This is a genomic window from Nitrincola sp. (assembly GCF_048264025.1).
Lineage (GTDB): Bacteria > Pseudomonadota > Gammaproteobacteria > Pseudomonadales > Balneatricaceae > Nitrincola.
The window spans coordinates 1-9,340 of sequence record NZ_JBLXDN010000067.1; the positions used below are offsets into that span (position 1 = coordinate 1).

The 9,340-nt window shown below is 44.4% G+C and carries 9 protein-coding genes; all 9 read left to right on the forward strand.

Annotated features, from left to right (window positions below):
* The first annotated feature begins 95 nt into the window (after nucleotides 1–95).
* The 9 genes from ACN0R1_RS20725 to ACN0R1_RS20765 all read left to right on the forward strand — a co-directional run bounded on the left by ACN0R1_RS20725 (nucleotide 96) and on the right by ACN0R1_RS20765 (nucleotide 9,070).
* Nucleotides 96–1,298, forward strand: a complete 1,203-nt coding sequence (locus tag ACN0R1_RS20725; RefSeq protein ID WP_417586060.1) for a glycosyltransferase family 4 protein — start codon at nucleotides 96–98, stop codon at nucleotides 1,296–1,298.
* Nucleotides 1,295–1,432 (forward strand): hypothetical protein, encoded by a 138-nt coding sequence (locus ACN0R1_RS20730; RefSeq protein WP_417586061.1) that lies wholly within the window; start codon nucleotides 1,295–1,297, stop codon nucleotides 1,430–1,432. Before ACN0R1_RS20725 ends, ACN0R1_RS20730 begins: the two co-directional genes overlap by 4 nt.
* 36 nt (nucleotides 1,433–1,468) lie before the next feature.
* Nucleotides 1,469–2,422 (forward strand): UDP-glucuronic acid decarboxylase family protein, encoded by a 954-nt coding sequence (locus tag ACN0R1_RS20735; RefSeq protein ID WP_417586062.1) that lies wholly within the window; start codon nucleotides 1,469–1,471, stop codon nucleotides 2,420–2,422.
* Nucleotides 2,419–3,372, forward strand: a complete 954-nt coding sequence (locus tag ACN0R1_RS20740) for a glycosyltransferase (protein ID WP_417586063.1) — start codon at nucleotides 2,419–2,421, stop codon at nucleotides 3,370–3,372. Before ACN0R1_RS20735 ends, ACN0R1_RS20740 begins: the two co-directional genes overlap by 4 nt.
* 30 nt (nucleotides 3,373–3,402) lie before the next feature.
* Nucleotides 3,403–4,008, forward strand: a complete 606-nt coding sequence (locus ACN0R1_RS20745) for a hypothetical protein (protein ID WP_417586064.1) — start codon at nucleotides 3,403–3,405, stop codon at nucleotides 4,006–4,008.
* 3 nt (nucleotides 4,009–4,011) lie between these two features.
* Complete coding sequence (locus ACN0R1_RS20750; RefSeq protein ID WP_417586065.1) at nucleotides 4,012–5,646, forward strand: hypothetical protein; 1,635 nt, start codon at nucleotides 4,012–4,014, stop codon at nucleotides 5,644–5,646.
* Between the two features lie 270 nt (nucleotides 5,647–5,916).
* Nucleotides 5,917–6,408 carry a transcription/translation regulatory transformer protein RfaH gene (gene rfaH / locus ACN0R1_RS20755; RefSeq protein ID WP_417586066.1) on the forward strand — a complete coding sequence of 164 codons (492 nt, stop codon included), beginning with the start codon at nucleotides 5,917–5,919 and terminating at the stop codon, nucleotides 6,406–6,408.
* A gap of 25 nt (nucleotides 6,409–6,433) precedes the next feature.
* A complete protein-coding gene (locus ACN0R1_RS20760; protein ID WP_417586067.1) occupies nucleotides 6,434–7,855 on the forward strand; it encodes a hypothetical protein in 1,422 nt (473 codons plus the stop codon).
* Between the two features lie 48 nt (nucleotides 7,856–7,903).
* Nucleotides 7,904–9,070: a nucleotide sugar dehydrogenase gene (locus ACN0R1_RS20765; protein ID WP_417586068.1), complete on the forward strand. Its 1,167-nt coding sequence runs from the start codon at nucleotides 7,904–7,906 to the stop codon at nucleotides 9,068–9,070.
* Nucleotides 9,071–9,340 lie beyond the last annotated feature (270 nt).

Here is a 9,340-nt window from a genome sequence, read left to right on the forward strand (position 1 = left end):
TCGAAGCTTGGTTTGGTCATGTGTCATCTCGTTTTTGCTTAGTTTATCGAAATGACACAGAATTCTGAACACTACCGTTAGCGTTGGCGAACGCGATGGCTGGCAATTTTCCTAAGCCTGGACAAAAACAGCTATTTGTCGATATATCTGAATTAATCAACAGGGATGTCAAAACTGGAATACAGCGGGTTGTACGAAGCATTGCTAATAGTTGGTTAGCCAATCCGCCCGCTGATTATTGTGTTAGGCCGGTATATGCAACGCTGGAAGGCGGTTACCGTCACGCACATAAGGACTCCCCATTCAGCACCAATGATCCTGACATCATGGATGAACCCATTGAGTTCGCTACTGGTGATATTTTTGTTGGATTGGATCTACAGGTCCATATGGTGGTAACACAACGAGCCTTTCTAAGGGAGCTTAAACTGCGCGGTGTTGCTGTCTACTTCGTGGTGTATGACCTGCTATGTGTTACCTGCCCTGAATGTTTCCCCGAGGGGTCTCATGAGGATTTTCTCCAATGGTTGGATGTGGTTAGTGAAAGTGATGGCGCCATGTGCATATCACAGTCGGTTGAAAAGGAATTGCAGTGCTGGATGACAGAGAATGCAAAAAAACCACTGGGCTCTTTTTACACTGGCTGGTTTCATTTGGGAGCCGATGTTGAAAATTCTTTACCCAGCAAGGGAATGCCAGAAGAGGCACCCAAGGTATTAAGTCAACTTGCTCTGAGACCTACCTTCCTGATGGTGGGTACTTTGGAGCCACGTAAAGGTCATGCTCAGGTTCTGGATGCTTTTGATCTGCTTTGGCAGGATCATCAGCAGATCAACTTGGTGATTATTGGTAAACCAGGCTGGTTGGTTGACGACCTTTTGAGTTATATACAGCAGCATTCTTTATTGAATGTGCAGTTGTTTTTTCTCTCAGGAATCAGTGATGAGTACTTAACGAAGGTGTATGCCGCCAGCCGCTGTCTGATTGCGGCGTCGTATGATGAAGGCTTTGGATTGCCACTGATAGAAGCGGCGCAACACCAGTTACCCCTTATTGCCCGTGATATTCCGGTATTCAGAGAAGTTGCCGCTGAGCAGGCTTATTATTTTAACTCCAGGCACCCAGAAGCCCTTGCGACTACAATCACTCAGTGGTTGAACTTGTACGAAAACTCATCGCATCCAAAATCAGAAAATATATCTTGGTTAACCTGGCAGGAAAGCGCCAATAATTTATTACAGGGTATTGTTGAACTGCAATCCTCGGAATATAAGTCCGATCACGGTGATGTTAAGTGAAAACAGCTGTAATTACCGGCATTACCGGCCAGGATGGGGCCTGTCTGGCTGAGCACTCGCTGATCAAAGGGTATAACGTCTTTGGTACGAATTGGATGATGGCCGTTCAATATTGTTTTGTAACTACGCGTTGATTGTTATTAATATAATAAATCAAACAGGATTAAGTAATGCAAATAGAAAATAAAAAACGTGTACTTGTAACTGGAGGGGCTGGCTTTCTAGGTTCACATTTATGTGAACGTTTACTGGCGGATGGCTGTGATGTGCTGTGTGTAGATAATTTTTACAGTGGTCTTAAGGGTAATGTGGCTCATCTTCTTGCCAATCCTCATTTTGAGTTAATGCGTCATGATGTGACGTTTCCACTCTATGTTGAAGTTGACGAAATTTATAATCTGGCTTGCCCGGCTTCACCAATTTATTATCAACGTGATCCAGTGCAGACGACTAAGACCAGCGTACACGGTGCTATTAATATGCTGGGCTTAGCTAAGCGAACGAAAGCACGGATTTTGCAAGCGTCTACCAGTGAGGTTTATGGTGATCCGGAAGTCCATCCACAGCAGGAAAGCTATTGGGGAAGAGTCAACCCCATCGGAATCCGTTCCTGTTATGACGAGGGCAAACGCTGTGCTGAAACTCTGTTTTTTGATTACTGGCGTCAATACAGCCTGGAAATAAAGGTCGCTCGAATATTCAATACCTACGGCCCTCGCATGCACCCAAATGATGGGCGAGTAGTCAGTAATTTCATTGTGCAGGCATTACAGGGTAAAGATATCACTATTTATGGCGATGGCTCCCAAACCCGTAGTTTTTGTTATGTCGATGATATGATTACCGGTCTTGTTCATCTTATGGCAAGCCCAAAGAAGTTGGTCGGTCCTGTCAATATGGGTAACCCTGATGAATTTACTATCCTTGAGCTAGCTGAAGCTGTGTTGACAAAGGTTGGCGGGAAATCCAGGTTAGTCATGCTGCCACTGCCTGAGGATGATCCGAAACAGCGCAAGCCTGATATCACTCTGGCAAAACAACAACTTGCGTGGGAGCCCGATGTGAAGCTAGAAATGGGCCTTGAAAAGACCATTGAGTATTTCAGAAGGATACTTATTAAATGATTGCTAGCCACTACAAATTGATTATTGTTACTCCGGTTTATGAAGATGTTGAAGCGAGCACACGTTTATTTGAAGAACTATACGTGCAGTTCGGAAAAGAGGCATATGTCGTTGTAGTGGATGACGGTTCAATCAAACAGCCAGTGAAGGTTGAGAGTCTTAACCAGGCTGGTGTGAATGGCGTGGTGCTGAAGTTGAGGTGCAATGTTGGGCATCAGCGTGCAATTGCAGTAGGTTTGGGATATGTGTCTGAAATAATGCAGCCTGATCAGCTCGTGATTGTGATGGATTCAGATGGGGAGGATTTGCCCGACACTATCACTGCATTGATTACACAACTGGGTGCTGATTCGGTTGATGTTGTTGTTGCTGAACGAAAAAGCCGCGTAGAAACCTTTCGTTTCAAGTTGTTTTACACAATTTATAAGCGTTTTTTTAATCTAATGACGGGGCGGTCAATTAGTTTTGGTAATTTCATGGCACTGAAATTCGTTGCAGTTAAACGCTTGGTAGCCATGCCGGAGCTAATGATTCATGTCGCGGGGGCTGTGATTGCATCTAAATTGCGTGCAGGCATTTGCCCACTGGATCGGGGTTCTCGTTATGCTGGGCAGTCTAAAATGAATTTTGTAGGGCTTGTTTTGCATGGTTTCAAAGGTCTGATGGTATTTGCCGAAGATGTCCTTGTTCGTGTTGGTATTGCATGTGCTGGGATAGCATCCTGTTCTATTTTGGGTGCTGTTGCTGCGATATTGTTGAAGCTTATAGGTTTCTCAACACCAGGATGGTTTTCGATTGCGCTGGGTATTTTAGTATTGATGTTTTTGCAAACTGGCGCGTTGGCATTAATGACACTGATGCTAACAGGAGTGGTGCGCGGCGGATCTGTGACCACTGCTGCCGTGTACCGTGAATATATTGATGAAATTATTGAGTCAAATAATGTGTAGCTTATGCATTAATATTTTGGTTTTTAATCTATGCAAAAAATAGCATATGGCATTGTGGCTACAGTTTTTTTTGTGGCAGTATTGTTGTTCTTTTATTATTTTCATGCGACCTATTTTAGGGTGAATGTTGTTTTCTATGCCGCTATATTGGATGCTGCTTTTGCTACAGTGGTTTGTTGTGTGGGATTGTTTTGTTTCAAGATTTTTAAGGTATTTGGCGGCTTTGAGAAGATTCAGTTAGTGATAATTTGGATGCTTCTGGGTTATGCCTTTGCTATATCGGTCCCTACCGTTATAGATCGTTCTCTTTCATTTTATATTCTTGAAAAAATACAGCAGCGTGGCGGTGGTGTGAGATTGGACTCTTTTGAGCAGATTTTTATCCAGGAATATATGCAAGAGCATCGGCTAGTTGATGTTCGCCTGACAGAACAAATTGAGTCAGGCACTCTGGTGATTGAAAATGATTGTGTCTTTTTGACTTCAAAAGGGCAGGGGATTGCAAGTTTTAGTCGTTATTTTAGGAAAAATTGGCTGCCCAAAAAAAGGCTGCTAATGGGGGAGTATAATGATGACCTCACAGATCCCTTTAGAACACCTCTTGTAAATAAATCCTATATCTGTAGCAGGAGTTGAGTAGTGTTTAGCAAGAAAGTTAATTATAGCTTTCCGATAATTATATTTATTTTTTGTTTTGCTATGTTGCCAGTTGTTCAGCTTGATGGGCTTGCCATGATGCCCGGTGATATTGGTGATGCGCGTTTAAATAACTACTTCCTTGAAAATATTTATCAATTTATTATCGGTAATTCTGATTCCCTTTGGCATTTATCATTTTTTTATCCCTTTCCATATGTTTTGGGTTTCTCTGATAATCATTTTGGTACTTCGCCAGTATATTTGTTGATGCGATTTTTAGGTTCACCCACAGACACGGCATTTCAAATTTGGTTTCTTATGGGTTATCTGGCCAATTTTATGGCGGCCTACTATGCATTGCGTAGATTAGGTGGTAGTAAATTGGCGGCTTGCATGGGTGCTGTCATCTTCACTTTTGCGCTACCTACTACTGCCCATGTTGGACATGCCCAGTTGCACTATCGCTTCGGTATTCCCCTGGCAATAGTTTTTCTGTTTGATTTTTTAGACAAAAAAACATGGCGATTTCTTATCATAAGCGGGATTTGGCTGGTATGGCAGTTCTATGCAGGTATTTATATGGGTTTTTTTACCCTCCTGCTTATGCTGGAGATGATTGCTTGTTACGTGTGTTATGAAAGGTTCAATAAAAAAAATACACTTCGTTCAATTTTTTCCAACTTTGTTGAAAGTTGGCGGTCCTTACTGTTCCGAAATAAAATTAGATACATACTGTTGTTAGTCTTATTGTTGTTTTTTCTTGCTCTCCTTTTTTATCCCTATTTTCAAGTGAGTCATTTATATGGTGTTAAGCGATCTTGGGATGATATTTCTAGTATGCTTCCACGGCCTAAAAGTTACTTCCTTTCAGATATTTCACGCCTATGGTCAACACCAGGTTCACAATTTTTTTCTGGAATTCCAATGCGTCATGAACATCAAATGTTCATCGGCCTGATGCCACTATTTCTTGCTTTATTTGGGCTATGGGTAGGTGCTCGCAAAAATATTCATTCTCATTTTCCCATGATGGTTGGTATGCTTGGGTTAATGGTTATTTTAACTCTATACGTTGGTGGCTTCAGTTTTTGGTATTTTTTTCATGGACTTCCGCTTGTGTCTGCTATTCGAGCTATATCCAGACTGGATCAGGCAATTTTATTCCCTATTGCTTGTTTAGCCGTTATTGGTATTGATCATATGTGTAAGTGCTACACATCGGGATTGAAAATAATAGCTTCGCTTATTTTGCCGCTGTTATTATTTGAAATGTTCATGGTCTCTATGCCTGTCAGCCCTAAAGAAGAGTGGCGTATGCGCATCCAGCAAGCCGATAAGCTGGTGCCGCATGATTTATCAGAAGGCTCAATTGTCTTTATGGCTCAAAGAGATGGGCCTTTTTTTGCTGATGAATTAGATGCTATGTGGGTTTCTCTTAATCGAGGCGTTAAAACCCTAAATGGATATTCTGGGCTGTTGCCGCCAAGTTTTTCTCCAACTTATGGTAGAGACTGTAAGCAACTAGGAGACCGAATTATTTCTTATGTTGATTTTTCAAATTATACGAATGCCGATGGAAAGTATCAGCAGTTATTATCTCGTGTGGTACCGCTGGGGTTTGAAAATTGTGATTAATATTTTACATTTTTTATAAAACCGACCGCGCAGACTACTGCATAAATTTTCTTATTCGCTGTCTCCCTGTACTATTATAAAGACCTGCGTTTTATTAGAGACAATTCAATGAACTGATTTGCCTGCTGTGGTGCTGAGTAGCGGGGCGCTGAGGCGCCTTCAGCCAAAGAACGCATCCTGAGCCTTGCCATTTATTGCCTTCACACACCCTGCATCAGACGCTACAATTACAACTTGGTAATATAGGGTTGTTCTTCAGGAGTTGTCTCAATGGACGGGCGAGATTGGTATTTGGTGCAGTGTAAACCCGGTGAGACTCTGCGAGCGCTGGAACATTTAGAAAACCAGCAATATGAATGTTACCTCCCTCTGGTCATGATGGAGAAAATTCGTCAGCGTAAACGCCTTCTGTGTCAGGAGCCGCTGTTCCCGGGTTATCTCTTTATTCACCTCGATCAACTGGATGATAATTGGCAACCCATACGTTCTACACGGGGGGTGACTCGGTTGGTTGGTTTTGGTGGTTTACCGCTGCCTGTAGAAGACAGCCTGGTTATGGCGTTAAAGAGACGTTGTAACACAATGGAGTCAAAGACATCGTTGGAAAAAGGACAAATGGTCAGGATTACCGAAGGCCCCTTTTGTGATCTTGAAGCTATTTTTGAGGCATTTGACGGTGATCAACGTGTGGTGTTGCTGATGAATCTGTTGCATCAGCAGCAGCGTCTGACTTTGTCTGCCAGCAGTATTTGTAAAATCTAGGTTTTTAAAAGGATAAAAAACAAGCATGAATAAAACTGGCGATGTAACGCAGGATGCCAATTTCCCACCCCAGTATTACCCTCCTTATATTTACAGAGGGGCTGATGATGAGATCAGCCTGTTAGACCTTGGCAAGGTATTGTACCGCCGTGGGCGCGTATTCTTGGCCACTCTGCTGGCTTGTCTCATACTGGCGTCAGTTTATATCCTGTTAAAACCCAGTCTGTATGAGTTTCGCTCTGTTATTGAGGTGGGTGTTTATTCGGATAGTGACGGTGGTGTGGAGTCGATTGAGTCCTTCAGTAGTGTTCTGTCACGGGTTAATTCTTCCAGTATACCGGCGGCGATCCAACGGGTTAGTCAGGAGATGCAGGTTCCGGTGTCTAGCTTGCCGGGAGTAACAGCGAGTATTACTGAAAATTCCAGAATGCTGGTGTTAACCAGCAGTATCACTAATGATGCTGAACACCAGACTCAAGCCAGTGCAGTTCATCAAGCGGTTATAGACAGCTTGATTGCGTCACATTTAGAGTTGATCGATACCCGCCTTCAGGAACTGGATATCCTAAAGCGTAGTTTGGACCTGGACTTGAATGAAATGAAAAGCCGCTCGCTGTTGGAAACTAAGCTGGCTGATCTTAACGTAGCCAAAAGCCGAGTGCTGACAGATTTAGAGCGCTTGAGTAATAACGAGCTACGTCAGATCGAAGTGCAGCGCCTCCAGCGTAATCTGAGTAGCGCACAGCGTGAATTGCAGTCGATGCTGGAGCAGGAGACCAATTTGCGAGAGCGTATAGGGCGTCAGTCAGAAAAAGAACAATTATTACTTAAGCAGCTTACCCGTGCAGAAGCCGATCTGGATGCCCTGAGAAGCTCACGCCAAAATGTTATAGATGTCGGCTTGACCGGTTCAACACAGTTGTCACAAAGTTTGTTGATGATTGATAGTCAGATTAATACAGCATTAAACAGTGTACGTAGCCTTGAAAATTCCCTTTATCTGGGGCTTCCAGATGAGAACGCCGAATATCGGCGCAGCTTAGTTAACCTGGTGAGTGATATCGGTATTCAGGAAAGCCTTGTGGATGAAGCGCAAAAAGCCTTGCGAGAGTTTGAAATATCCAGGGATCTGTCAATACAGCAAGTGCAGGCTGAAGCTGATCGCCTGGAGACAGAAATTAACTTGTTAGAGCAAAGCCATGAGTCCGGGTTACAGCGCTACCAGTTTCAGATAGCCTCTGTGGATAATAAGGTACACCAGATTAGCAATAGCCGTGCCGTGATTGAGCCGAGCGTGGGGCAGAAGGCTCACAGTCAGAGTCCGGGGCTGATACTGTTTTTGGGTGGGTTACTGGGGCTTATGTTGGGTACTGTCACCGCCTTTTTTGCGGAGTTTATTGCCCGGCTGCGTCAGAGTATGCATGATGAGCAATCAGCGATTAATTGAACAATAGAGCTCATATAGATTTTTGACTGATTACAAAGGACAGTAAAGATGAAAATTGCAATTGCAGGTACAGGTTACGTCGGCTTATCCAATGCCATGTTGCTGGCGCAGCACAATGAAGTGGTTGCAGTCGACATTATTGAAGAGAAGGTAGCGCTGTTAAACAACCGTCAGTCACCCATCGTGGATGCTGAAATTGAAGATTTTCTGAAAAACAAACCGTTAAACTTCAAGGCAACCCTGGATAAAGCTGAAGCCTATCAAGGTGCTGACTTTGTCATCATCGCGACCCCTACCGATTATGATCCGCAGACTAACTACTTCAATACCCGTAGTGTGGAATCGGTAATCAGGGATGTGATGGCAGTAAACCCGCACGCTGTGATGGTGATCAAATCAACAGTGCCGGTGGGCTACACGGCCAGCGTTAAAGCAGAGCTGGGTACCGAGAACCTGATATTTTCACCTGAGTTTCTGCGAGAAGGGCGTGCGCTTTACGATAATTTATACCCGTCACGCATTATTGTCGGTGAGCGCTCTGAACGGGCAGAGACGTTTGCCGGGCTGCTCAAGCAGGGCGCGATCAAGCAGGATATCCAAGTACTCTTCACTGATCCAACCGAGGCCGAGGCGATCAAACTCTTCGCCAATACCTACCTGGCGATGCGTGTGGCTTACTTTAATGAACTGGATACCTACGCTGAATCTCATGGTTTGAGCACCAAGCAGATTATTGAAGGGGTAGGTTTAGACCCACGTATCGGTACCCACTACAACAATCCAAGCTTTGGTTACGGCGGCTACTGCTTGCCGAAAGACACCAAGCAACTGTTGGCCAACTATGATGAAGTGCCCAGTAACTTGATCCGTGCGATAGTCGATGCTAACACCACACGTAAGGATTTCATTGCCAATTCCATCATCAGACGCAATCCCAAGGTGGTCGGTATTTATCGCCTGGTGATGAAATCCGGCTCTGATAACTTCCGCGCCTCAGCGATTCAGGGAGTGATGAAGCGTATCAAAGCTAAGGGCATTGAAGTGGTTATCTATGAACCGGTTATGGAAGAAGACAGTTTCTATAACTCCCGCGTACTACGCGATCTGAACGAGTTTAAACAGATCAGCGATGTGATCCTGGCCAACCGCTTGTCAGAAGATCTGCAAGATGTCGCCGATAAGGTGTATACCCGGGATTTGTTCGGTAGCGATTAAGTTAGGAAAATAATCGCTCCTTGTAGGAGCCCGGTCTCCGGACGAAAGGCATCGCTTGTAGGAGCCCGGTCCCCGGGCGAAAGGCATCGCTCACGGAGTGAGCTCCTACAGGGGGCGTTCATTGTAGGAGCCCGGTCGCCGGGCGAAGAGCATCGCTCACAGAGTGAGCTCCTACGCAGAGTGAGTTCCTACGCAGAGTGAGCTCCTACGCAGAGTGAGCTTATATGGACCCGCCCGTGTTGCAAGCTATTTTTGACTCGAGCAGATGTG